The sequence below is a fragment of the Nocardioides oceani genome (assembly GCF_030412965.1).
Classification (GTDB): Bacteria; Actinomycetota; Actinomycetes; order Propionibacteriales; family Nocardioidaceae; genus Nocardioides; species Nocardioides oceani.
Window position 1 is genome coordinate 1 of the sequence record NZ_JAUHJQ010000208.1, and the last position, 243, is coordinate 243.

A 243-nucleotide genomic window follows, 5' to 3' on the forward strand; every position below is an offset into this window, starting at 1 on the left:
CCCCAGTGCGGGTCCTCGGCCAGACGTGCCGGGATCGCGGGCATCCAGGGCAGCAGGCCGGCGCCCGAGTTGCGCAGACCGGAGGCGTCGAGGCGCCAGTCCAGGACCGCGGCCCGGTCGTGTGCGCTGGCCAGCTCGCGGTCACCGGCGGCGGCGCGGAGCGCGTCGACGGGGTTCTCCCCGGCCGCGCCGAGCAGCAGCAGATGGGCGCGCAGGGTGGGCCAGGCGGCCTCATCCGACAAC

The 243-nt window shown here is 77.4% G+C and carries 1 protein-coding gene; it reads right to left on the reverse strand.

What is annotated here, in order from left to right:
- A partial coding sequence (locus tag QWY28_RS23805) for a hypothetical protein (RefSeq protein ID WP_300955376.1) occupies positions 1 to 243 on the reverse strand: 243 nt, incomplete at both ends.